19 protein-coding genes, 1 pseudogene and 1 riboswitch are annotated in these 22,795 nt (G+C 68.9%); of the genes and pseudogenes, 9 read left to right on the top strand and 11 right to left on the bottom strand.

Features of this window, described 5'->3' with window-relative positions:
* Positions 1-143 precede the first annotated feature (143 nt).
* Positions 144-671: an RNA 2'-phosphotransferase gene (locus tag OG729_RS19910; RefSeq protein ID WP_405807415.1), complete on the top strand. Its 528-nt coding sequence runs from the start codon at positions 144-146 to the stop codon at positions 669-671.
* 38 nt (positions 672-709) lie between these two features.
* On the opposite strand, the gene OG729_RS19905 is transcribed toward OG729_RS19910, so the two are convergent.
* Entirely contained in the window at positions 710-1,609 is a 900-nt protein-coding gene (locus OG729_RS19905) for an LLM class flavin-dependent oxidoreductase (RefSeq protein WP_360867267.1), read from the bottom strand.
* 140 nt (positions 1,610-1,749) lie between these two features.
* Between OG729_RS19905 and OG729_RS19900 the strand changes: the two genes are divergently transcribed.
* Positions 1,750-2,625, top strand: a complete 876-nt coding sequence (locus OG729_RS19900) for a Cof-type HAD-IIB family hydrolase (RefSeq protein WP_405807414.1) — start codon at positions 1,750-1,752, stop codon at positions 2,623-2,625.
* A gap of 75 nt (positions 2,626-2,700) precedes the next feature.
* Here OG729_RS19900 and OG729_RS19895 read toward each other — a convergent pair whose 3' ends face one another.
* The 5 genes from OG729_RS19895 to hisC form a co-directional block, all read right to left on the bottom strand.
* Positions 2,701-3,747 carry a M23 family metallopeptidase gene (locus OG729_RS19895; protein WP_405807413.1) on the bottom strand — a complete coding sequence of 349 codons (1,047 nt, stop codon included), beginning with the start codon at positions 3,745-3,747 and terminating at the stop codon, positions 2,701-2,703.
* Between the two features lie 146 nt (positions 3,748-3,893).
* Positions 3,894-7,484 (bottom strand): thiol reductant ABC exporter subunit CydD, encoded by a 3,591-nt coding sequence (cydD, locus tag OG729_RS19890; RefSeq protein WP_405807411.1) that lies wholly within the window; start codon positions 7,482-7,484, stop codon positions 3,894-3,896.
* 15 nt (positions 7,485-7,499) lie between these two features.
* Positions 7,500-8,501, bottom strand: coding sequence for a cytochrome d ubiquinol oxidase subunit II (gene cydB / locus OG729_RS19885; RefSeq protein ID WP_360867257.1), 1,002 nt, complete (start codon positions 8,499-8,501; stop codon positions 7,500-7,502).
* A gap of 22 nt (positions 8,502-8,523) precedes the next feature.
* A complete protein-coding gene (locus tag OG729_RS19880; RefSeq protein ID WP_360867254.1) occupies positions 8,524-10,032 on the bottom strand; it encodes a cytochrome ubiquinol oxidase subunit I in 1,509 nt (502 codons plus the stop codon).
* 264 nt (positions 10,033-10,296) lie between these two features.
* A complete protein-coding gene (gene hisC / locus OG729_RS19875) occupies positions 10,297-11,376 on the bottom strand; it encodes a histidinol-phosphate transaminase (protein WP_405807409.1) in 1,080 nt (359 codons plus the stop codon).
* A gap of 370 nt (positions 11,377-11,746) precedes the next feature.
* Here hisC and OG729_RS19870 point away from each other — a divergent pair, with 370 nt between their 5' ends.
* From OG729_RS19870 to OG729_RS19860, 3 genes are all read left to right on the top strand, one after another.
* Entirely contained in the window at positions 11,747-12,859 is a 1,113-nt protein-coding gene (locus OG729_RS19870) for a LacI family DNA-binding transcriptional regulator (protein WP_360867248.1), read from the top strand.
* 174 nt (positions 12,860-13,033) lie between these two features.
* Complete coding sequence (locus tag OG729_RS19865; RefSeq protein ID WP_405807407.1) at positions 13,034-14,266, top strand: metallophosphoesterase; 1,233 nt, start codon at positions 13,034-13,036, stop codon at positions 14,264-14,266.
* Positions 14,267-14,413: 147 nt separating this feature from the next.
* A complete protein-coding gene (locus OG729_RS19860) occupies positions 14,414-15,244 on the top strand; it encodes a hypothetical protein (protein WP_405807405.1) in 831 nt (276 codons plus the stop codon).
* Positions 15,245-15,438: 194 nt separating this feature from the next.
* Here OG729_RS19860 and thiC read toward each other — a convergent pair whose 3' ends face one another.
* Positions 15,439-17,223: a phosphomethylpyrimidine synthase ThiC gene (gene thiC / locus OG729_RS19855; RefSeq protein WP_405807403.1), complete on the bottom strand. Its 1,785-nt coding sequence runs from the start codon at positions 17,221-17,223 to the stop codon at positions 15,439-15,441.
* Positions 17,216-17,350: riboswitch (TPP riboswitch) on the bottom strand. It overlaps the preceding gene by 8 nt.
* A 71-nt stretch (positions 17,351-17,421) precedes the next feature.
* Between thiC and OG729_RS19850 the strand changes: the two genes are divergently transcribed.
* On the top strand, positions 17,422-18,747 hold the full coding sequence (locus tag OG729_RS19850; protein WP_405807401.1) for a YibE/F family protein: 1,326 nt from the start codon (positions 17,422-17,424) through the stop codon (positions 18,745-18,747).
* Positions 18,748-18,796: 49 nt separating this feature from the next.
* Here OG729_RS19850 and OG729_RS19845 read toward each other — a convergent pair whose 3' ends face one another.
* From OG729_RS19845 to OG729_RS19830, 4 genes and pseudogenes are all read right to left on the bottom strand, one after another.
* The gene (locus OG729_RS19845; protein WP_405807399.1) at positions 18,797-19,231 is read right to left on the bottom strand and encodes an SsgA family sporulation/cell division regulator; all 435 of its coding nucleotides are present in this window, start codon (positions 19,229-19,231) and stop codon (positions 18,797-18,799) included.
* A 225-nt stretch (positions 19,232-19,456) separates the two neighbouring features.
* Positions 19,457-19,708, bottom strand: a pseudogene (locus OG729_RS19840) (helix-turn-helix domain-containing protein); the annotation flags it as partial.
* 191 nt (positions 19,709-19,899) lie between these two features.
* Positions 19,900-20,112 carry a DUF5326 family protein gene (locus OG729_RS19835; RefSeq protein ID WP_360867400.1) on the bottom strand — a complete coding sequence of 71 codons (213 nt, stop codon included), beginning with the start codon at positions 20,110-20,112 and terminating at the stop codon, positions 19,900-19,902.
* Between the two features lie 128 nt (positions 20,113-20,240).
* Positions 20,241-20,558: a cupin domain-containing protein gene (locus OG729_RS19830; RefSeq protein WP_360867232.1), complete on the bottom strand. Its 318-nt coding sequence runs from the start codon at positions 20,556-20,558 to the stop codon at positions 20,241-20,243.
* Positions 20,559-20,606: 48 nt separating this feature from the next.
* On the opposite strand from OG729_RS19830, the gene OG729_RS19825 reads away from it, so the two are divergent.
* From OG729_RS19825 to OG729_RS19815, 3 genes are all read left to right on the top strand, one after another.
* Entirely contained in the window at positions 20,607-20,984 is a 378-nt protein-coding gene (locus OG729_RS19825) for a phage holin family protein (RefSeq protein ID WP_360867229.1), read from the top strand.
* 64 nt (positions 20,985-21,048) lie between these two features.
* Complete coding sequence (locus OG729_RS19820; RefSeq protein WP_405811196.1) at positions 21,049-21,501, top strand: low molecular weight protein-tyrosine-phosphatase; 453 nt, start codon at positions 21,049-21,051, stop codon at positions 21,499-21,501.
* Positions 21,498-22,637, top strand: a complete 1,140-nt coding sequence (locus OG729_RS19815; protein WP_405807397.1) for a cystathionine gamma-lyase — start codon at positions 21,498-21,500, stop codon at positions 22,635-22,637. The genes OG729_RS19820 and OG729_RS19815 overlap by 4 nt, the downstream gene beginning before the upstream one ends.
* The last annotated feature ends 158 nt before the right edge of the window (positions 22,638-22,795 follow it).

Below are 22,795 nucleotides of genomic sequence, written 5' to 3'. Positions count from 1 at the left end.
TAGAGCGATTTTTCTCAGTGGCGACGGGACCGGGACGAGGGCACGCTGACGGGATGAACGAAAGACCCGACAACCGACCCGACAACCGACCCGACAACCGATCCGATGACCGACCCCATGAGAGACCCGATGACCGACGCACCGTGAAGGTGTCCAAGTACCTGTCGAAGCATCTGCGGCACCAGCCGGAGCGGATCGGCATCACCCTCGACGAGAACGGCTGGGTGGCGGTCGACGAACTGATGCGTGCCGCGGCCGCGCACGGCTTCCGGTTCACCCGGGCGGAGCTCGACCATGTCGTCGCCGTCAATGACAAGCGGCGCTTCACCATCGACGGCACCCGCATCCGCGCCAACCAGGGCCACACCGTCGAGGTCGACCTGGACCTCCCCACGGCCGAGCCGCCCGCGTACCTCTACCACGGCACGGTCGCCCGCAGTCTGGAGGCGATCCGCGCCGAGGGCCTGCGCCCCATGAACCGTCACCATGTGCATCTCTCGCCCGACCGCGATACCGCGACCCGCGTCGGCGCCCGCCGCGGCCGCCCAGTCGTCCTGTCCGTGGACGCCGGCGCGATGCACCGGGCGGGCCACGTATTCCACGTCAGTGCCAACGGCGTCTGGCTCGCCGACGCCGTACCGCCGGAGTTTCTCCGCTTCCCCGGCGCATGAGCGCGTCCGCCGATCCGCGGCGGGCGGGACGGTAAGCCTCAGCGGGTGAGCTGGGCGAGGCCCTCCGTCGCGATCTGCTCGAAGACCGCCTGGTCCGCGGCGAAGTACGAGTCCGGGATCGGAGCATGCAGCACGATCTCCGTGAAGCCGAGGTCGAAGTGTCTGCCCGCGAAGTCGACGAAGGCGTCGAGGGACTCCAGCACCCGGCCGGGCTGCGGCGTGAAGCCGGTGAGCAGGATCTTGTCCAGCTCGGCGACATCCCGGCCCAGGTCCGCGCACGCCTTGCCGAGCTTGTCGATCTGCCCGCGGATCGCCTCGACGGACTGCTCCGGCGTACCCGTCTCGAAGAGCTTCGGGTCACCCGTGGTCACCCATGCCTGCCCGTGCTTCGCCGCGAGCTTGAGCCCGCGCGGCCCGGTGGCCGCGACCGCGAACGGCAGCCGGGGCCGCTGTACACAGCCGGGGATGTTTCGGGCCTCCACCGCCGAGTAGAACGTCCCCTCGTACGTCACCGAGTCCTCGGTCAGCAGCCGGTCGAGCAGCGGAACGAACTCTCCGAAGCGGTCGGCCCGTTCGCGCGGCGTCCAGGCCTGCTGGCCCAGTGCCGTCGCGTCGAAGCCCATACCGCCCGCGCCGATGCCGAGCGTGATGCGGCCGCCGGAGATGTCGTCGAGCGAGATCAGCTCCTTGGCCAGGGTCACCGGATGCCGGAAATTCGGCGAGGTGACCAGCGTGCCGAGGCGCAGCCGCTCGGTGGCAGCAGCGGCGGCGGTCAGCGTCGGGACCGCGCCGTACCAAGGGCCGTCGCGGAAGGTCCGCCATGAGAGGTGGTCATAGGTGTACGCGGTGTGGAAGCCGAGCTGCTCTGCTCGCAGCCACTCGTCGCGGCCACCGTCGTGCCAGCGGCGGACAGGGAGGATCACGGTACTCAAACGCATGCCTTCGAGCGTACGTGGCTCCGCAGGTGCCGGTGCACGCTCACGGCAGCGGCCGGTGCACGCTCACAGCAGCGGCCGGTGCGCACTCAGATGTGCGCCCACCCGCACGCCCGTGCGCAGCCGTACGGGAGAATGGATCTGTGACCTCAGCTATCGATCCACACGCCCTGCCCGCTGCCACCCGGCTGATCGCCACAGACCTGGACGGAACGCTGTTGCGCGACGACAAGTCCGTGTCGCAACGTACGATCGCCGCCCTGGCCGCCGCCGAGGAGGCAGGGATCGATGTCTTCTTCGTCACCGGGCGGCCCGCCCGCTGGATGGATGTCGTCAGCGATCACGTCCACGGCCACGGGCTGGCGATCTGCGCCAACGGCGCCGCCGTCGTCGATCTGCATGCCGGCGGAAAGGTGCTGGAGGTCCGTGCTCTGGAACGGGACACCGCCCTTGAGGTCGTACGGGCGCTGCGCGATGCCGCTCCCGGCACGTCGTTCGCGGTCGAGCTGACCACCGGCATCCACTACGAGCCGGACTATCCGCCCTTCCATCGCGACCCGGTCGCGACCATCGCCGCCGCCGAGAAGCTGCTTCACGCGGAGCACCCGGACGCCGACGCCCCGGTGATCAAGCTGCTCGCCCACCACCCGGAGCTGACGCCCGACGGCTTCCTCACCCTGGCCCGTACGGTGGCCGGCGAGCTCGCGTCGTTCACCCGGTCCAGCCCGACCGCTCTGCTCGAGGTCAGCGGCCCGGGCGTGAGCAAGGCGAGCACCCTGGCGCTCTGCTGCGCCGAGCGCGGGATCTCCTCGGACGAGGTCGTCGCCTTCGGGGACATGCCGAACGATGTGGAGATGCTGAGCTGGGCAGGCACTTCGTACGCGATGGGCAACGCCCATCCGGATGTGATAGCCGCGGCGTCCGGTCGGACCGTTGCCAACAACGAGGACGGCGTCGCGGTCGTCATCGAGGAGATCCTGGCCCGGCGCGCGGAAGCCGACGGCAGTACGGAGCGCTGAAGCGGCAGCGCAGAGCGGAACGGCGGCACCAAACTCCAGGACGGCAGCGCGGAGCTCTAGCGGGACGCTGAGGGCCTAGAGATCGACGCCGTGTTCGCGCAGCCACACCGCCGGATCCACCCCGGACCCCAGATACGGCGTGAGCCGCACCTCGAAGTGCAGGTGCGGCCCCGTCGAGTTGCCCGTGGTGCCCGACTGCCCGATCAACTGCCCGGTGCGCACCTGCTCGCCCTGGTCGACGGTGACCGCCGCAAGATGCGCGTACTGCGAGTAGTAGCCACCCGGGTGCTGCACGACGATCTCGATCCCGAAGGCCCCGCCGCAGGAGACCGAGATCACACGCCCCGCTCCGACCGAACGCACCGGCGTCCCGATGTCGACCGCGAAGTCCTGCCCGGTGTGCCGATGCGCCCAGTGCTCGCCTTGGCTGTCGAACCCTGCGGAGAGCTCGTAGTGCTCCACCGGCGTCACCCACTCGCGGCCGCGCGGCACATTCCCGCTCCCCTCGAGGTGTACGGCACCGGTGCACTTTCCTGCCGCGACGCTGCTGTCCGCCTCCTCCTGCAGCGTCCACTGCGCGGCCTCCAGCTTCGTCTCGATGCCACGTTTGATCGTCGCCAGCTGCTCCCTGCGTACGTCGAGCTCCCGCCAGGCGGCCCGGGCCTTCCCCTCCGCGGCGGTGAACCGCCGCTCGGCCTGCCTCGCCCGGCCGAGCAGCTGGTTCACAGCCATCTCCGCCTGCCAGGCCAGCCGCCGGGAGCGCATCAGCTCGTCCGGATTCGACGCGAGCAGCAGCTGCGCGGTGAGCGCGAGCGGGCCGCCGGTGCGGTACTGGGCGCGGGCGACGCCGCCCACCGCGTCGTGGACCGTCGCGAGTTCACGCCGCTGCTGGATCAGCAGTCCCTCGAGCCGGCCTGCCTTGGTGCGCTGCGCTTCGGCCACGTGCCTGCCCTTTTCGTAGGTCGCGGTCGCCTTTGCCGCTTCCTCGAAGAGGCGCGCCACCTCGGCGCTGGTGCCGGCTTCCGGCCCGTCGGATGCCGTGGCCGTCGGCGCCGCGGTACTGAGGAGCGCGCACAGCGCCGCCGGGACGAGCAGCAGCCGGTCGCGGGTTCTCAAACGCATGGACGGATCGTTACCCGGCGCCGGGGCGATTTCGGGTACCCGCGAGGTGTCGTACCGCCACCTGGCCCAGATTCCCGACCTGCCTGGCGGGTCCCCGTCCGGGCTTCGGCCGCGACGCGTGCCGGGTCCGCGCCGACCGGAGCGACCTATCTCACGAGGGAAGCCGGCTCCTCGGCTTCGGCGAGCCGCGCGCCCAGCAGGTCCGCCGCCTGTTCGCGTTCCAGCATCCGGCGCAGCGGCCCCTCGGCCGCGGCGAGCTCTTCGTACGAACCGCGCTGCACGGTACGCCCCGCCTCCAGGACGACGATCTCGTCCACGGCGTCCAGCCCCCGCAGCCGGTGCGTGATCAGCAGCGTGGTCCGCCCCTCGGTGGCCGTCAGCAGATCCGCGGTCAGCGCGTCCGCCGTCGCCAGGTCGAGATGCTCGGCGGGCTCGTCGAGCACGAGTACGGGAAAGTCGGCGAGGAGCGCCCGGGCCAGCGCCAGCCGCTGCCGCTGACCGCCGGAGAGCTGTGCGCCGTGCTCGCCGACGAGGGTGTCGAGACCGTCGGGCAGAGCGTCGACCCACTCCAGCAGCCGTGCCTTGGCGAGCGCCTGCCTGAGTTCGTCCTCCGTCGCCTCCGTGCGGGCGAGCCTGAGGTTCTCCCGCACGGAACTGTCGAAGAGGTGGGCGTCCTGCGCACACAGCCCGACGAACCGCCTGACCGCGTCCCCGTCGAGCACTGCCGCTGCCACACCGCCGATCGTGTACGTCCCCTCCTTGGCATCCAGGAAGCGGAGCAGCACCTGGGCGAGGGTGGTCTTGCCCGACCCCGAGGTACCGACGACGGCGATGCGCCGTCCCGCGTCGAGGGTGAGATCGAAGCCGTCCAGCGCATCCCGCTCCTGCCCTGCGTACCGTGCCCGCAGCCCCCGCACTTCGAGCGGGAACGGCGTCCCGGGCGGTGTTGCCGCCCGCTCCGGCTCGTGTACGGGAACGGGCGCGTCCAGCACCTCGTACACCCGCTCGGCGCTCCGCTTGACGCGCTGCCGGTACTGCACGGCGAGCGGCAGACCGGTGACCGCCTCAAAGGCGGCGAGGGGAGTGAGCACGACGACAGCGAGGGACACTCCGTCGAGCCGCCCGTCGCGCACCGCCTGCACTCCCGCGAACGCGGCGCACACGACCGTCAGTCCGCAGGCCAGCGCGGAGAGCCCGGCGCCGAGCGCGGTGGCCGCGGCGGTCCGCGAAGCGATCCGGGTCAGCTGCCGGTCGGCCTCTCGCGCCGTGTGCAGGCGGCCCTTCAGCGCCCCGGCGACGGTCAGTTCGGCGGTCCCCCCGAGCAGATCGACGACACGGATGGCCAACGTCCCACGCGCGGGCGCGAGTTGACGCTCGGCCCGGCGCGCGAAGGTCCCGCTGATCAGGGGCACGGCCACCCCGGCGACGAGCAGCCCGACCGCGAGCACTGCGCCGGCCTCGGGCAGCAGCCACGCGGTGAAGGCGACGGCCCCAGCTCCCACGGTGACGGCGACACCCGCGGGCAGCAGCCAGCGCAGCCAGTAGTCCTGCAGGGCGTCCACATCGGCGACGAGCCGGGACAGCAGATCTCCGCGCCGGGTCTGCCGCAGCCCGGCGGGTGCGATGCGCTCCAGTCTGCGGTAGACGGCCACCCTCAGCTCGGCGAGCATCCGCAGCACGGCGTCGTGCGACACGAGACGCTCGGCGTAGCGGAAGACGGCCCGTCCGATACCGAAGGCTCGGGTCGCCGTCACGGCCACCATGAGATAGAGGACGGGCGGCTGCTCCGAGGCACGCGAGATGAGCCAGCCGGAGACGGCCATCAGGCCCACGGCGGCACCGAGGCCGAGGCTCCCCAGCCCCAGGGCAAGCACCAGCTGCCCCCGCAACGCGCCGGCCATCCCCCGCACCCGCGCAAGTACACCCCCGACGGCCCCCGCGCGGCGCGGCTCCCCACCACGACCTGAGTAACGCTCGGCAGGAGGGTAGGCAGCCAGTGGCTCGACGGAGCCGACTACCGCACCGTCCGGCGAAGCCGACGGCCGCACCACCGCGGCACCCCCCTCCCCCGTCAGGGGCTCGCGGGCAGGGAACCCAACCCCATCGCAGCGGGAGAGCGTGACCACCCGGTCCGCCACACCCAGCAGCGCCGGCCGGTGGACGACCAGCAGCACCGTCCGCCCCGCCGACAGCCGCCGTACCGCTTCGACGATGCCCGCCTCCGTCTCCCCGTCCAGCGCCGCGGTCGGCTCGTCGAGCAGCAGCAGCGGCCGGTCCGCGAGGAACGCCCGCGCCAGCGCGAGTCGTTGCCGCTGACCGGCCGAGAGCCCCGCGCCGTCCTCCCCGAGGAGTGTGTCCACGCCCTGGGGGAGTCCCGCCACGAAGTCGTACGCGCCCGAGTCCCGCAACGCCTCCCGCACCGCAGCGTCGTCCGCACCCGGCCGCGCCAGCCGTACGTTCTCCGCGATCGTGCCCGCGAAGAGATACGGCCGCTGCGGCACCCACGCGATCAGCTCCCGCCACCGCTCCAGGTCCAGCGAGGAAAGGTCCACGCCCCCCACCTTCGCCCGCCCCTCGGCCGGCTCGACGAACCCGAGCAGCACATCCAGCAGCGTCGATTTCCCGACCCCGCTCGGCCCGACCAGCGCCACCGTCTCGCCGGGCTCCACCACGAGCGTTGCGGCGTCCAACGACGCCTCACTGCGCCCCGGATGCCGGACGGTCACCCCGTCGAGCTCCAGCCGGAGCGTGCCGGGCACCTCCCCCGTACCGCCCGCCCTCGGCTCGGTCTCCAGGACCTCGAAGATCTCCTCCGCGGCCGAAAGCCCCTCCGCCGCCGCGTGGTACTGCGCCCCCACCTGCCGGATCGGCAGATACGCCTCGGGCGCGAGGATCAGGATCACCAGCCCCGTGTACAGATCCAGTTCACCGTGCACCAGCCGCATGCCGATGCCGACGGCCACGAGCGCCACCGACAGCGTCGACAACAGCTCCAGCGCGAACGACGAGAGAAACGCGATGCGCAGCGTCCGCAATGTGGCCCGCCGGTACTGCGAGGTGATCGCCCGGATCGACTCGGCCTGCGCCTTCGCCCGCCCGAAGACCTTGAGGGTGGGCAGTCCGGCCACCACATCCAGGAAGTGCCCCGACAGCCGGGACAACAGCCGCCACTGGCGGTCCATCCGGGCCTGCGTGGCCCAGCCGATGAGCACCATGAACAGCGGAATCAGCGGCAGGGTCACCACGATGACCGCCGCCGAGACCCAGTCCTCGGTCACAATCCGCGCGAGCACCGCGACCGGCACGACCACCGCGAGCCCCAACTGCGGCAGATAGCGCGAGAAGTAGTCGTCCAGAGCATCGACACCACGCGTGGCGAGCGCGACGAGCGACCCGGTGCGCTGCCCGCTCAGCCACTCGGGCCCCAGCTCGGCGGCCCGCTCCAGCAGCCGCCCCCGCAGCTCAGACTTGACCGCCGCGCTCGCCCGGTGCGCGGCCAGTTCGGTCAGCCACGAGACGACCGCCCGGCCGACGGCGACCGCCGCCAGCAGCGCCAAAGGCGTCCCAAGACCGGAGGGGGAGAGCCCCTTCTGGAACGCCCCCACCACCACCTCGGCGATAAGCATCGCCTGGGCGACGACCAGCGCCGCCCCGACAAGTCCGAGCAGCACCACAGCGATCAGGAATCGACGGGTGGCCCGGGCGTACCGGAGCAGACGCGGGTCGATCGGTTTCACGTGAAACATCCCCCACTAATGCGCATCGGCGATGTGCTGCGTACCGATCCGCTTGCGGAACACCCAGTACGTCCAGCCCTGGTAGAGCAGCACCAGCGGCGTGGCGATGCCTGCCAACCAGGTCATGATCTTCAGGGTGTACGGACTCGACGAGGCGTTGGTGACCGTCAGGCTCCACTCCTCATTGAGGGTGGACGGCATGACGTTCGGGAAGAGCGTCAGGAAGAGCATCGCGACCGCGGCCACGATCGTGACACCCGACAGCGCGAACGACCATCCTTCGCGCCCCGCCTTGATCGTCACGATCGCCCCGACCAGCGCGAGTACGGCGACGATCATCGCGATCAGGCTGTTGCCGTCCCCGCGCGAAGCCTGGGTCCACAGCAGAAAGCCGAGCGCCACTACAGCCGTGAGCAGCCCCAGCTTCAGCGCCAGAGCCCGCGCCCGGAGCCTGATCTCGCCCACCGTCTTCAGCGCGGTGAAGACCGCACCGTGGAAGGTGAACAGCGTCAGCGTCACCAGCCCGCCGAGGAGCGCGTACGGGTTGAGCAGATCGAAGAGATTGCCGACGTACTCCTTGTGTCCGTCGATCTTCACGCCGCGCACGATGTTGCCGAAGGCGACGCCCCACAGCAGAGCCGGCAGCAGCGAGGTCCAGAAGATCGCGTGCTCCCAGTTGGTCTGCCAGCGCTCCTCGTCCCGCTTGTGCCGGTACTCGAAGGCGACTCCGCGCACGATCAGGCAGACCAGGATGAGCAGCAGCGGCAGATAGAAGCCGGAGAAGAGCGTGGCGTACCAGTCGGGGAAGGCGGCGAACGTCGCGCCACCCGCGGTCAGCAGCCAGACCTCGTTGCCGTCCCAGACGGGCCCGATGGTGTTGATCAGCACGCGCCGCTCGGTCCGGTCCCGGGCCAGCAGCTTGGTCAGGACGCCGACGCCGAAGTCGAAGCCCTCCAGGAAGAAGTAGCCGATCCACAGGACGGCGATGAGTACGAACCAGACGTCGTGAAGTTCCATGCCTCAGCAGCTCCTCAGGGCCTCAGTACGAGAAGGCCATCGGCCGGTCGGCGTCACGGTCGTCGCCGCCGATCTTGGTGGGCGGGTTGAGGTCGGCTTCGGTCAGCTCGGGCGGTCCGGCCTTGACGTACTTCACGAGCAGCTTGACCTCGATGACGGCGAGCACCGCGTAGAGCAGAGTGAAGACGATCATCGAAGTGAGCACCTCGCCCTGCGAGACACCGGGGGAGACCGCGTCGCGGGTGCGCAGCACGCCGTAGACGACCCAGGGCTGACGCCCCATCTCGGTGAAGATCCAGCCCCAGGAGTTGGCGATCAGCGGGAAGCCCATCGTCCACAGAGCGATGATCCAGTACCACTTGGTGAACCTGGGGTTCAGCGCCTTGCTCTTGAAGAGCACCAGATTCGGCACTTCGTCCTCGCTCGTCCGCAGGGCCGGCGGCAGCATGAACTTCTTGCGGGTGAGCCAGAGCCCGAGCAGACCGATGCCGAGGGACGTCATGCCGAAGCCGATCATCCAGCGGAAGCCCCAGTACGCGACGGGGATATTGGGCCGGTAGTCGCCGGGCCCGAACTTCTCCTGCTCTGACTTGTTGACGTCGTTGATGCCGGGGACGTACGAGGAGAAGTCGTCGTTGGCCAGGAAGGACAGCACTCCCGGGACCTCTATCGCGACCGTGTTGTGGCCCTTCTCGACATCTCCGTACGCGAACACCGAGAAGGGCGCGGGCGCCTCGCCGTCCCACAGCGCCTCGGCGGCGGCCATCTTCATCGGCTGCTGCTTGAACATGACCTTTCCGAGCAGGTCGCCGCTGAGCGCGGTGAGCAGTCCCGCGATCACGATGGTCACAAGCCCGAGCCGCAGCGAGGTCCGCATCACCGGGATGTGCTTCTTGCGCGCCAGATGGAAGGCGGCGATCCCGACCATGAACGCGCCGCCGACGAGAAAGGCGGCCGTGATGGTGTGGAAGAACTGGGTGAGCGCGGTGTTCTGGGTGAGCACATGCCAGAAGTCGGTGAGCTCTGCCCGGCCCCGCTCCTTGTTGATCCGGTAGCCGACGGGGTGCTGCATCCAGGAGTTGGCGGCCAGGATGAAGTACGCGGAGAGGATGGTGCCGATGGACACCATCCATATGCAGGCCAGATGGACCTTCTTCGGCAGCTTGTCCCAGCCGAAGATCCACAGGCCGATGAAGGTGGATTCGAAGAAGAACGCGATCAGCGCCTCGAAGGCGAGCGGGGCGCCGAAGATGTCACCGACGAAGCGCGAGTAGTCGGACCAGTTCATGCCGAACTGGAACTCCTGGACGATGCCGGTGACGACACCCATGGCGATGTTGATCAGGAAGAGCTTGCCCCAGAACTTCGTGGCCCTGAGGTACCTCTCCTTCTGCGACCGCACCCAGGCCGTCTGCAGGCCCGCGGTGAGCGCGGCGAGCGAGATCGTCAGGGGAACGAAGAGGAAGTGGTAAACGGTGGTGATGCCGAACTGCCAGCGCGCCAAAGTCTCCGGCGCCAGAGCCAGGTCCACGTCGTCATCTCCTTACATCGCCGTGGGCAAGCGGCGGTTTGCCCTGTTAATCCCAGTGATCACGGGAGAAACGGGACGCGCTTGTGAACGCGTTCACATTCACAAGCATTATGACCCATGCGTAATCCGCACTGTCGAGCGGGGGGTGCCTGTTCGCATCCACCCGACCGCGACCTCGAAGAAACCCCCACGAGCAAGGGCGCTCATGGGGGCTCTGCCGCTCCGGTCGCGGCCGACGTGCCTGAAAGCCGAGGAGGCCGGAGCCTAGAGCTCCTTGCGGAAGGCCTCCGCGGTGTGCAGGAAGATGTCGTTGGCCTCGTCCTCCCCGATGGTGACCCGGACGCCCTCACCCGCGAAGGGCCGGATCACAACGCCGGCCTTCTCACACGCCGCCGCGAAGTCGAGCGTACGGTCGCCGAGCCGCAGCCAGACGAAGTTCGCCTGGGTCTCGGCCACGGTCCACCCCTGCTTGACCAGGCTGTCGTAGACCCGTGTGCGCTCGCAGACCAGCGAGCCGACCCGGCCGAGCAGCTCGTCCTCGGCCTGCAGCGAGGCGACCGCCGCGTCCTGCGCGAGCTGTGAGACGCCGAAGGGGACCGCGGTCTTGCGCAGAGCGGCGGCCACCGGCTCATGAGCGACCGCAAAGCCGACCCGCAGCCCTGCCAGTCCGTACGCCTTGGAGAAGGTACGCAGCACCGCCACATTGGGGCGGTCGCGGTAGATCTCGATGCCGTCCGGCACCTCGGCGTCGCGGATGAACTCGCGGTACGCCTCGTCCAGCACCACAAGCACGTCCGACGGCACCCGGTCCAGGAAGCGCTCGAGCTCGGCCCTGCGCACCACCGTGCCGGTCGGATTGTTGGGGTTGCAGACGAAAATCAGCCGCGTCCGGTCGGTGATCGCATCCGCCATCGCGTCCAGATCGTGCACCTCGCCGGCGGTCAGGGGCACCTGCACCGGCTTCGCACCACTGATCCGGGTGATGATCGGGTACGCCTCGAAGGACCGCCAGGCGTAGATGACCTCGTCACCCGGCCCCGACGTGGACTGCAGCAGGGACTGGGCAACGCCGACCGATCCCGTGCCGGTGGCCAGATGCGTCACCGGCACACCGAAACGGTCCGCCAGCTCGTTCATCAGACCGGTGCAGGCCATGTCGGGATAGCGGTTGAACCCGTGCGCCCCGGCGATCACGCTCTCCATGACGCCCGGCAGCGGCGGATAGGGGTTCTCATTGGACGACAGCTTGTACGCGACCGGGCCACCGGCGGCCGCGGGCTTGCCGGGCTTGTAGGTGGGGATGCCGTCCAGCTCGGCGCGCAGCTTGGGGCTGGTCTCGCTCACCGCAGGTCCTCCTCGTGCCTTTTCGTGCCGTCTCATGCGTTCAGCAGGTTCGAATACTGCTCACCTTATGAGGATTCCCGGCCAGTGCGAATGGCGGTGTCCGGGAAAGGGGGGCGCGCTCCTCTCAGAGCGTGCGCCGGTAGCTCACTCCGTGGCGCGCATCCCCCGTAGTGGTGAGTTGAGACCTCTTCGAAACATCGACCATTCGACAGGCCCGCACCGCTCGATACCCGAGACCCTGTAGGTGTGTCGCTCAACTGCCTTGACTTCCAATGAAGTTGAACGAAAACGATCATGCAGAAACGTGCCTGTCAACGAGTGAATATGCGACCGGCCCAACCACCCGCCCGAGCCCTACTATCGGCTCGCCATGACAGCAGCAGGGAAGCACCAGGTGAGCCGGACGGAGACATCCCGCCGGGGCAGCCGGCAGAGTCGAGCGGGCATCCGGGACGTGGCCGCCGCAGCCGGTGTCTCCATCACGACTGTCTCCGACGCACTCAACGGCAAGGGGCGGCTCCCGGACGCCACCCGCCGACATGTCCGCGAAGTCGCCGACCGGCTGGGCTACCGGCCCTCCGCCGCGGCCCGAACGCTCCGTACCGGTAAGTCGGGCTTAATCGGCCTGACAGTGACCACGTACGGGGATGAACCCTTCACCTTCACCGAGTTCGCGTACTTCGCCGAAATGGCGAGAGCCGCGACCTCCGCCGCGCTCGCGCGCGGCTACGCCCTCGTCATCCTGCCCGCCACCTCACGCCATGACGTCTGGTCGAACGTCGCCCTCGACGGAACCGTCGTCATCGACCCCTCCGACCACGATCCAGTGGTCACCGAACTCGTCCGCCAGGGTCTGCCCGTCGTCTCCGACGGCCGCCCGGCCGGCACGCTTCCGGTCACCGCCTGGGTCGACAACGACCACGAAGCCGCCGTACTCGATCTCCTCGACCATCTCGCCGCCGCCGGCGCCCGCCGGATCGGCCTGCTCACCGGCACCACCACCGACACCTACACCCGCCTGTCCACCACCGCCTATCTGAACTGGTGCGAGCGCACGGGCCAGGACCCGGTCTACGAGTCCTATCCCGCCCATGATCCGTGCGCGGGCGCCGTCGCAGCCGACCGGCTGCTCGCCCGCCCGGACCGGCCCGATGCCGTGTACGGACTCTTCGACCCCAACGGCACCGATCTGCTCGCCGCCGCCCGGCGGTACGGCCTGCGCGTCCCCGACGATCTGCTGCTCGTGTGCTGCAGCGAGTCGACCGTGTACGCCGCCACCGACCCGCCCATCACCACGCTCTCGCTCAAACCCCGCAGGATCGGCACGGCCGTCGTCCAGCTCCTCATCGACGCGATCGAGGGAATCGCCGAAGACCGGCCGGTCGAGCAGGTGATACCGACCGAACTGATCGTCCGGACGTCCTCACAGCGCCGCCCTCCGCGTACGACTGTCAGCGCTCCGCGATCCCCTTCACCGGACTAGGCCTGCCTAATCGGGACGAAACGACCGGCGAACCAGGGGTGCAAACGGATTCACCACCCCTGGTGCGTCACACAGCGCGGACCTCATTCCTATGATGGGCGGACGACACCGCGGACCACCCCGACCAGGCTGGGCCGAGAGGTGAACGGCGGCGCGACGGTGGTGGAGGGGTCGATGACTCAGGGGGCCGGTCAAGGACCCGTGGTGCGGACGGCAACATTGCGCGATTTCCGCGTTCCGCCGTACGCGCAGGTTCCCGTGCAGTCGCAGGTTCCGCCGCACGCCGACGTGGCTCAGGAACACGTAGCTCAGGAACACGCGGCTCAGGAACACGTAGCTCGGGAACAGACAGCTCAAGAACAGACAGCTCAGGAGCACGTGATGCCGCAGGACCAGGCACCGCCTGCTCGGACTCAGCCGTCGCAGCAGCCGCCGGAGTCCGCCCATCCCGGTAACGCCGTCCCGGAGGGGGAGGCCCCTGACGGCTACACCCCTACCGAGCGCGATCTCCCGGTGATCAACCTCGGCGGTCCCGGCGACACCGTCCAGGTCCAGGTCGACCCGGACGAGGCGCCCGCGCCCGACGGCCTCGGCCCGCTCTATGTGGTCGGTGACGTCCACGGCTACCTCGACGAACTCGTCGCGGCCCTCGGCGAACAGGGCCTCATCGATGCCGAGGGCAACTGGGCCGCCGGCCACGCCCGCCTCTGGTTCCTCGGCGACTTCACCGACCGCGGCCCCGACGGCATCGGCGTCATCGATCTCGTCATGCGGCTCTCCGCCGAGGCTGCGGCCGCCGGCGGTTACTGCAAGGCGCTGATGGGCAACCACGAGCTGCTGCTGCTCGGCGCCAAGCGGTTCGGCGACACCCCGGTCAACTCCGGCGCCGGCACCGCCACCTTCCAGGCCGCCTGGCTGCTCAACGGCGGCCAGAAGTCCGACATGGACCGGCTGCAGGAGGTCCACCTCCAGTGGATGGCGCGGCTGGACGCGGTGATCGAGGAGGACGAGCATCTGCTGATGCACTCCGACACGACCGCCTATCTGGAGTACGGCTCCAGCATCGAGGACGTGAACGACAACGTGCACGAGATCCTCACCCGCAATGACGCCGACGAGTGCTGGGACCTGTTCCGCAAGTTCACCAAGCGCTTCGCCTTCCGCGACGAGGCGGGGCCGGAGGCCGTACGTGAACTGCTCGGCGCCTACGGCGGCCGCCGCATCGTGCACGGCCACAGCCCGATTCCGTATCTCCTCGGCGAGGTCGGCACCGAGGACGGCGAGGACGGCGAGCGTCCGGTCGTCGAGGGCCCGCACGTGTACGCGGACGGGCTTGCGATCGCCATGGACGGTGGCGTGACCATGGCCGGAAAGCTCCTTGTCGTCCAACTTCCGCTGCCCAACTGAACCGAGCCCGGCAGGCGATTTACTGAAACCCCCTGTCACCCCGTGCCGTAACCGCTCTACCATCGGCTTATCCGTAGCAGGCTCTCCTCCGTTTCTGCCCAACTGCCCGATCGATGCGGGCGATCCGGCCCTACGGAGCATCGGGGGATGCACATGAACAGCGCTCCGCACCTGCTGACCGAGGACCGCGCCGAGTACGAGCGCATCCTCGACGACGCGCTGCGCAACGCCCATGACCGTCCGGATCTCGCTGCCGTGGGACAGCGACTGAACGCCGAACAACTACGCACGATGGCCCTCAACGCGACGGCACTGATCACCACCGCCGCCGCTGCCGAGTACGAGCACTACATAAAGATCCGCGAGGAGATGCGGGCGCCGACGGCCGCCGACTCCGTGCGCAACTCCGTGCTGGCCCCAGCCGGGGAGGACGAGGACTCCGAGCGCGGCGCGGGATTCACCGCCGTCATAGCCGTGCTGGCCCCCGTGCTCGCGGGGACGGCCGCGCTGATCTTCCTTCTGGTCGGCTACATACTGAAGATGCTCAGCCCCGCGCCGTCCTTCGCCGAGACCCTGGTCTCCGCGGGCTGGTTCTTCGGGGCTCTGACGGCTGTCGCCATTCTGTTCGCAGCGATCGCGCTGCTGCTGACGGCTCTGCGCAACGGCGCTACGCAGGTCCCGGCCGAGGAGTCGACGGGCGAGCTGCCCGACGAGGTGTCCCGTGCCAAGGAGGCCTGGCGGCACGCCCTGCTTGAGCGTGGACTCCTTCCCTTCCTGCGGGCCGCGCTGGCGGACCCCAGCGCCGACCCGACCTCGTCGGCTCCACCGCGCCATGTGAGCCGTATCCCGAAGGTCGGCTACAGCGGCCCGGACTACTCCAGCCCGAACGAGGGCTCGACGGCGGGACAGCGGCCCACTTTCACCAGCCCGGACTTCACCAGCCCGGACTTCGGCGGCCCCGAGCACCAGCCGGAGTGACCCCCGGCCGGCGCTCGGGGCCGAAGACCACTCCGCGCCGGGAGGTCACTCCCCAAGGTCAGTTGATCACCACTGAGCACTGGCCCCACCACCCGAGGGTCAGAGCTCTCCCACTACGTCGACGATGTCCAGGCGGTCCGCGCCTCCAACTTGGCCTGAGGACCACGGAGGCGCGGGCCGTCTGCACGTGAGCCTCAGTCCGCCAGCGGCAGATACACCCGGTTCCCCGCCTCGGCGAACTCCTTCGACTTCCGGAGCATCCCCTCAGCGACCTCCTCGGCCGTCGCTCCCGCAGCCGCAGTACCGCCAAACTGCTCTGTGATGCTTTGGCTAATCTTCATGCTGCAGAACTTCGGGCCGCACATCGAGCAGAAGTGCGCGGTCTTCGCCGGCTCGGCCGGCAGCGTCTCGTCGTGGAACTCCCGTGCCGTGTCCGGGTCGAGGGCCAGGTTGAACTGGTCCTCCCACCGGAACTCGAAGCGCGCGTCGGACAGCGCGTCGTCCCACTCCTGCGCGCCCGGGTGACCCTTGGCGAGGTCGGCGGCATGTGCCGCGATCTTGTAGGTGATGACGCCGGTCTTCACGTCGTCGCGGTTGGGCAGGCCCAGGTGCTCCTTGGGCGTCACGTAGCAGAGCATCGCCGTGCCCCACCAGGCGATCATGGCCGCCCCGATGCCGGAGGTGATGTGGTCATACGCCGGGGCCACGTCCGTGGTGAGCGGGCCGAGCGTATAGAAGGGGGCCTCCTCGCAGATCTCCTGCTGGAGGTCGATGTTCTCCTTGATCTTGTGCATCGGGACGTGACCGGGGCCTTCGATCATCGTCTGCACATTGAAACGCTTGGCGATCGTGTTGAGTTCCCCGAGCGTGCGCAACTCAGCGAACTGCGCCTCGTCGTTGGCGTCCGCGATCGAGCCGGGCCGCAGTCCGTCACCGAGGGAGTACGTCACGTCGTACGAGGCGAGGATCTCGCAGAGCTCCTCGAAGTTCTCGTACAGGAACGACTCCTTGTGGTGCGCCAGGCACCAGGCCGCCATGATCGAGCCGCCGCGCGAGACGATGCCGGTCTTGCGGTTGGCAGTCAGCGGGACGTACGGCAGCCGCACGCCCGCGTGGACCGTCATGTAGTCCACGCCCTGCTCGGCCTGCTCGATGACCGTGTCCTTGTAGATCTCCCAGGTCAGCTCCTCGGCCTTGCCGTCGACCTTCTCCAGCGCCTGGTAGAGCGGCACGGTGCCGATCGGCACGGGGGAGTTGCGCAGCACCCACTCGCGGGTGGTGTGGATGTTGCGGCCGGTGGAGAGGTCCATGACGGTGTCCGCGCCCCAGCGGGTCGCCCAGGTCATCTTCTCCACCTCCTCCTCGATGGAGGAGGTGACCGCGGAGTTGCCGATGTTGGCATTGACCTTCACCAGGAACCTCTTGCCGATGATCATCGGCTCGATCTCCGGGTGGTTGACGTTGGCGGGCAGGACCGCACGGCCTGCCGCGATCTCCTCACGTACGACCTCGGGGGCGACGTTCTCGCGGATCGCGACGTACTCCATCTCCGGCGTGATCTCGCCACGTCGGGCGTACGCGAGCTGCGTCACCGCCACTCCGGCGCGGCCCCGGCGGGGCTGCCGCGGGCGGCCGGGGAAGACCGCGTCGAGGTTGCGCAGACCGCCGCGCGGCGAGGTGTGCTTGATCCCGTCGTCCTCGGGGCGGACCGGTCGGCCCGCGTACTCCTCGGTGTCGCCGCGGCCGATGATCCAGTTCTCCCGCAGCGGCGCCAGACCGCGGCGGACGTCGGTCTCGACGCTCGGGTCGGTGTACGGACCGGACGTGTCGTACAGCGTCACGTCCTTGCCGTTGGTGAGGTGCACCTGGCGGACCGGCACCCGGAGGTCGGGGCGCGAGCCCTCGACGTACCCCTTGTGCCAGCCCGGCTTGCGCTCGTCCTGGCTGGTGGCAGGCGTGCGTGCATCCTGAACGGTCATGAGACCTACTCCCTACGCCGGCATTACCCGGTAACAGGTTCGGCGGTCGACGCAGCGGCTTCCGTACGTCTCGTACGGAGGTCAGCGCCCTCTCAGCCCGGTGCTCCGAGCTCCCGCGTGTGCAAAGGTGCCACCACGCTAGCGCCATTTCTGGCGTGCTGAACAGAGGGGTCCTCTCGTTCTTGCGATGATCGGTCGGTGACAACGCCGCCGACCTCATCGCCGCAGCAGCCCGAGTCCCATGGCCATTCCCACAGCCATGGGCCCGCCGCGCCCGTCTCGCTACACCTCCGCAAGGTCATTGCCGCGGTGCTGATTCCTTTCGCCGCCGCGGTCGTCGTGGGCCTGGTCGTGCTCTGGCCGGGCGGCGCCCCCGGCCATGAGCGCACGGGCGTCGGCTTCGACCGGCAGACCCAGCAGGGCAAGGTCACGCAGGTCGAGAAGGTCAACTGCAAGGACGTGAACGTCGCGGTCCCGCCGACCGGTGACACATCCACGCCCGAGGGACGTGAGGCGGTCAATTCCCAGAAGGGCAGCTGCAAGAAGGCGACGATCGAGGTCACCACCGGCAAGGACAAGGGCCGCACCTTCAGCGAGATCATCCAGCCCGACGCATCACGGCAGTTGAGCGAGGGCCAGGGCGTGGTGGTGGCGTACGCCCCCGACGCGCCCCGCGATCTGCAGTACTCCGTGACCGATGTGAACCGGAAGTTCCCGATTACGGTACTGGCCGGGATCTTCGCCCTCGCGGTGGTGGTGGTGGGACGGATGCGCGGCGTGATGGCTCTGATCGCGCTCGCGGCCTCCTTCGCCGTCCTGACGCTGTTCATCCTGCCCGCTATCCTGCAGGGCTCCAATCCACTGATCGTCGCGGTGGTCGGAGGCGGCGCGATCATGCTGATCGCGCTCTATTTGTGCCACGGTCTCAGCGCGCGCACCTCGGTCGCGGTCCTCGGCACACTGGTCTCGCTGCTGCTGACCGGACTGCTCGGCTCGCTCTTCATCGGCTGGGCGAGCCTGACCGGCAACACCGACGACAACACCGGCCTGATCCACGGCCTGTACCCGAACATCGACATGAGCGGTCTGCTGCTCGCCGGCGTCATCATCGGCTCGCTCGGCGTGCTCGACGACGTGACGGTGACCCAGACCTCGGCGGTGTGGGAACTGCACCAGGCGGACCCGGACATGGGCCCGCGAAGGCTCTACCGGGCCGGTATGCGGATCGGCCAGGACCACATCGCCTCCGTCGTCAACACGCTCGTACTGGCTTACGCGGGCGCGGCGTTGCCGCTGCTGCTGCTCTTCTCGATCGCGCAGAGCAGCGTGGGGACGGTGGCCAACAGTGAACTGGTGGCGGAGGAGATCGTACGGATGCTGGTGGGGTCGATCGGCCTGGTCGCCTCGGTGCCGGTGACCACCGCGCTCGCGGGGCTGGTGGTCTCCGCCGACCGGCCGGGGGCGTCTGCGAAGGCCGGCAGATCGCCGGTGCGGGGCGGCAGCGGCCGTCGCCGCAAGAGGTAGCCCACCGAGCACGCGATGTGGCACGGGACCAAGCAGACGGGCGGTGGGCTCAGCCGGCGTTCTCCTCGGCGAGGATGCGCCCCAGCGCATCTTCGAGACTGACCTCGAAGTCACCGAACGTACGCTCCTGCCCCAGTGGCACCAGCTTGTCGGTGCGGTCGAGGAAAGCCACGAGCGGCGCCACGCCCACCCGGAACCGCGCCCGGTCGCAACCGACCTGGAGCTGGATGACGACATCGGAAAGCCCCTCGGGCCCGGTCGGCGTGATGCGCACATCACCGTCCCCGCTCGGCCCGTTGATCCCGTCGAGCAGCAACTCCCGGCCGAAGGCCCAGGTCACCGGGGCGTCCCCGGGCAGATGGAAGGTCATCCGCACCGCGAACGGATCCCCCGTCTCGTACCGGAGCTCCACCGGGATCCGGAATGAGAGCTCCTCGGAGACAAGGAAGTTCATCAGGACCTCGGCCTGGACCGACTGGCGCATCTTGTAACCCCACATTGGATCAAGCACTGAACACATAACTCGGCTCAAAACGGCCAGGAATGATCCGCCATGGCCCTCTTGACGCAATCGTCCAGTAAGCGCTAAGTGATCACAAGGAGTGATTTTTCAGATACTGATAGAGAACACAAGGGAGTTGAGCAGCCTCTCCATGGCTTTGCACAGCTCATCGATGGCGAGATGTGGTCATTCCGGATTGTGGAGAGAGCCGCCCGAGGCGAGCCGCCCGACCGCGTCGCCGAGGACGAACACGCCCTTCTCACGGCGCAGATAGTCCTCGTGTGTCAGGGTGCGCAGCAGGTGGTACGCGGTGGGAAGCGGGAGCCCCGCCTCGCGGGCCAGCTGTTTTGCGGGGGCTCCGTCGGGATGCGAGCCCGCGGCCTCCAGCAGCCTCAGCGCCCGCTGCACTGAACCGATCAGGGTTGGGGAAGGAACATTCGTAGCCGTAGCCGTGGCCATAGGGCACCCCCAGGCATGGTGACGGGCAACTCGCCCGCGGGGGCCGCCCCCGAGGGCCGCCGCACGATTTTCCCAAGAGGCAGATTTCCCAGGGGCGGCAGCGGATTGTCACTGTATGGGCCGCCCCTGTGCGGGACCGGGGGTTTGCAGGAGCGTTCCCCCGGCCGGGCTAACGCCCGTCCGGGCGCGGGCTACCAGTCGCTGCTCGAGCTCGATGACGACATGAACTTCCGTACGACAAAGATGAGTCCGCCGACAAGAGCGACGAACACCAGAGCCTTGAAGAGCAGCCCGATCACGAAGCCGACAACGCTCGCGATCAGCCCGCCGAATACGACAAGGGCGATGACGGGCACGGCGACCCACTTCACCCACCACGGCATCCCCGTGAATACTTCCCGCACAGCCATTTCCCTTACCTCGTTTCGCTGGGTTCCTGCCCTCGATGCTAGGCGGGAGGGGGTGGTGCGCGGGGACCCGCGAGCCCTTGATCTCCCCTGACTGAACCCCTAGGGAACGGCGGGGCTCCCGGTCAGCTCTCAGGCGGAGAGAAGATCACCATGACCCGCAGATCCTCGGTGATGTGATGGAACTTGTGGGGCACTGTGGCCGGGACATAGACCACGCTGCCGCGCCCGACCTGTGTCGTCTCCGTTCCCACCGTGATGGAGGCGCGGCCGCTGACGACGAAGTAGACCTCGTCCTGGCGGTGGGGCAGCTGGGGGTCCAGCTCGCCGGCGTCCAGTGCGTAGAGCCCGACCGACATGTTCCGCTCGCGAAGGAACTGCAGATATGCCCCGTCGTTGGCGGCGCGCTCTGCCTCCAGATCATCCAATCGGAATGCCTTCATCCTGTCCGCCCCTGCCTTGTCCCGATCACGTCTGTCACGATCAGACACATGATGAATTTCGTAGTCAAGACGGTCGCCAATGCAGCGGCCCTTCTGGTGGCCATCTGGCTGCTGCAGGACATCACACTGACCGGCGACAGCACCGGCAAGAAGGCGCTGACCCTGGTCCTGGTGGCACTGCTCTTCGGCCTGGTCAACTTCATCGTCAAGCCCGTGGTGAAGCTGCTGACACTGCCGCTGTTCATACTCACCCTCGGTCTGATCACGCTGGTCATCAACGCACTGATGCTGCTGCTGACCTCCTGGCTGGCCGACAAGCTCGATCTGAACTTCCATGTCGAAGGCTTCGGAACGGCCGTGCTCGGCGGCCTGATCATCTCCGTCGTTTCATGGGCGCTGAACGTCGCCCTCCCGGACAAGGACTGAACACCGCGTGAGATCTGCGTATCGCGTCTGCTTCGTCTGCACCGGCAACATCTGCCGCTCGCCCATGGCCGAGTCCGTCTTCCGCGCGCGAGTGGCGGAGGCCGGACTCGGCGAGGTGATCGAGGTGGACAGCGCCGGCACCCGGGCCTGGCACGAGGGCGACGGCGCCGACCGGCGCACCATCGCCGTCCTGGAGACGAATGGCTACGAATCGGAGCACAGCGCACGGCAGTTCCGGGCCGCGTGGTTCCCGCTCCTCGATCTGGTGATAGCCCTGGACGAGGGGCATGCGCGGGAGCTTCGGCGGCTCGCGCCGACTGCCGCTGACGCCGCGAAGGTGCGGCTGCTGCGGTCGTACGACCGCCCGTCGCCCGACCTCGCGGCCGGGGATCTGGATGTTCCGGATCCGTATTACGGCAGCATGGACGGGTTCGAGGAGTGCCTGGCGATGGTGGAGGCGGCGAGCGAGGGTCTGCTCGACGCCGTACGCACAGCAGTGGAGGAGCAGGCGGCATGAGCGGCGTGAGCGGTGCCGGCGCTGGAGACGGTACGAGGGCGGTGCGGGCGGGGCTGCCCGAGCCGCAGCAGTACGAACCGACCCTGCCGGGACCGGTCTTCGCTGCCCATTTCCATCTGTCCGGCGAGCCCACCGGGCCCTACACCTACGGCCGTGACACCAACCCGACCTGGACCCATCTGGAGCGGGCGATCGGCGAGCTGGAGGCACCGGGCGAGCCCGTCGAGACCACCGTCTTCGCCTCGGGAATGGCGGCGGTCTCGGCCGTGCTCTTCTCCCAGTTGAAGGCCGGGGACGCGGTGGTCCTGCCGGACGACGGCTATCAGGCGCTGCCGCTCCTGCGCGAACGGCTCGAGGCGTACGGCGTCGAGGTCAGGACCGCGCCGACCGGCCACGACGCGCAGCTGTCCGTGCTGGACGGGGCTCGGTTGCTGTGGATCGAGACCCCGTCCAATCCGGGGCTCGATGTGTGCGACGTGCGACGGCTGGCCGAGGCGGCGCACTCGGCCGGCGCGCTGGTCGCGGTCGACAACACGCTTGCGACGCCGCTCGGGCAGCGCCCGCTGGAGCTGGGCGCCGACTTCTCGGTAGCCAGCGACACCAAGGGCATGACGGGCCACGGCGACATCCTGCTCGGCCATGTGACCTGCCGCGATCCGCAGTTGGCGGCAGGTGTACGGGGCTGGCGCAAGGTCGTCGGGGCGATTCCGGGCCCGATGGAAGCATGGCTCGCACATCGTTCGCTGGCCACGCTGCAACTGCGGATCGAGCGGCAGTGCGCGAATGCGCTGGCGCTCGCGCAGGCGCTGCGCGGGCGCGGCGAGGTGACCGGGCTGCGCTACCCCGGCCTGCCGACGGATGCCTCGTACAAGATCGCCTCACAGCAGATGCGGCGTTTTGGCTGCGTGGTCTCGTTCGTACTGCCCGATCGCGGGCACGCGGAACGATTCCTGGGCGCTCTGCGGCTGGTGGACGACGCAACGAGCTTCGGCGGGGTGCGCTCCACCGCGGAACGCCGCGGGCGCTGGGGCGGCGACGCCGTACCTGAGGGCTTCATCCGCTTCTCGGCGGGCGCCGAGGACGCGGCGGACCTCGTGGCGGATGTGCTGCGGGCGCTGGACGAGTCAGATCGTTAGGTCGGCCATGGGGGCGTTCGGCGGGCCGGGGGGCGTACGCCGGGGTACGCCCGGGCGCTGAGCGGCCCCTACCGCAAACGGGCGGCCCGAGCCTCCCCCCTCATGGCTCGGACCGCCCCGGTTCCACGCGCGAAGAACCGTGTGAACAAGGCTAGTTG

The organism is Streptomyces sp. NBC_00210 (genome assembly GCF_045160975.1).
In the GTDB taxonomy this organism is placed as follows: domain Bacteria; phylum Actinomycetota; class Actinomycetes; order Streptomycetales; family Streptomycetaceae; genus Streptomyces.
Note: the sequence above shows the minus strand (reverse complement) of the source record. Positions and strands in the feature narration are given on the sequence as shown.

Excerpts from the sequence above, each read along its gene's own strand:
- OG729_RS19845 (WP_405807399.1), bottom strand. The coding sequence starts at position 19,231 with ATGCGCCAGTCGGTCCAGGCCGAGGTCCTGATGAACTTCCTTGTCTCC.
- OG729_RS19830 (WP_360867232.1), bottom strand. The coding sequence starts at position 20,558 with ATGAAGGCATTCCGATTGGATGATCTGGAGGCAGAGCGCGCCGCCAAC.
- OG729_RS19865 (WP_405807407.1), top strand. The coding sequence starts at position 13,034 with ATGACTCAGGGGGCCGGTCAAGGACCCGTGGTGCGGACGGCAACATTG.
- OG729_RS19820 (WP_405811196.1), top strand. The coding sequence starts at position 21,049 with ATGGCCGAGTCCGTCTTCCGCGCGCGAGTGGCGGAGGCCGGACTCGGC.
- OG729_RS19895 (WP_405807413.1), bottom strand. The coding sequence starts at position 3,747 with ATGCGTTTGAGAACCCGCGACCGGCTGCTGCTCGTCCCGGCGGCGCTG.
- OG729_RS19905 (WP_360867267.1), bottom strand. The coding sequence starts at position 1,609 with ATGCGTTTGAGTACCGTGATCCTCCCTGTCCGCCGCTGGCACGACGGT.
- OG729_RS19825 (WP_360867229.1), top strand. The coding sequence starts at position 20,607 with ATGATGAATTTCGTAGTCAAGACGGTCGCCAATGCAGCGGCCCTTCTG.
- OG729_RS19860 (WP_405807405.1), top strand. The coding sequence starts at position 14,414 with ATGCACATGAACAGCGCTCCGCACCTGCTGACCGAGGACCGCGCCGAG.
- OG729_RS19815 (WP_405807397.1), top strand. The coding sequence starts at position 21,498 with ATGAGCGGCGTGAGCGGTGCCGGCGCTGGAGACGGTACGAGGGCGGTG.
- cydB (WP_360867257.1), bottom strand. The coding sequence starts at position 8,501 with ATGGAACTTCACGACGTCTGGTTCGTACTCATCGCCGTCCTGTGGATC.
- thiC (WP_405807403.1), bottom strand. The coding sequence starts at position 17,223 with ATGACCGTTCAGGATGCACGCACGCCTGCCACCAGCCAGGACGAGCGC.
- OG729_RS19870 (WP_360867248.1), top strand. The coding sequence starts at position 11,747 with ATGACAGCAGCAGGGAAGCACCAGGTGAGCCGGACGGAGACATCCCGC.